General features: G+C 68.8%; 1 protein-coding gene. It reads left to right on the top strand.

Going from position 1 to position 420, the window contains the following annotated elements; all coding sequences use genetic code 11:
* Positions 1-420, top strand: a 420-nt coding sequence (locus tag IG99_RS49985) for a hypothetical protein (protein ID WP_037684611.1), incomplete at both ends; no start/stop codon positions are given.

Raw genomic sequence — 420 nt, 5'->3', positions numbered from 1 at the left:
GTGCACCGCCGGCGCGCCGGACACGCGGGACATCCGCGAGATCATCTACAGCCCGGACGGGCAGACGGTCAAGCGGTGGGACCGGCTGGGCAAGCGCAGCACCGGAGACAGTTCCCACCTCTGGCACACGCACTTCAGCTTCTTCCGCGACTCGATCAAGGCGGGCCGGGACCTGACCCCGCTGTTCCGCCGCTACCTGACCAGCATCGGCCTCATCGAAGGCGAGGACATCATGGCGAGCATCGACGACCTGCGACGGGTGATCCGGGAGGAGATGGCGCAGATCGGCCCGGCCGTGGTCGCCACGGACCAGGTGCCGGCCGCTCGGCCCCCCTACGCCAACTCGGACTACGGCGACCCGGCCAACGCCAAGGTCGGCAACAAGTTCTGGTCGCTGGGGTACGCGCTCCAGACCATCAC

The sequence above is a fragment of the Streptomyces griseus subsp. griseus genome (assembly GCF_000720255.1).
GTDB lineage: Bacteria > Actinomycetota > Actinomycetes > Streptomycetales > Streptomycetaceae > Streptomyces > Streptomyces griseus_I.
Note: the sequence above shows the minus strand (reverse complement) of the source record. Positions and strands in the feature narration are given on the sequence as shown.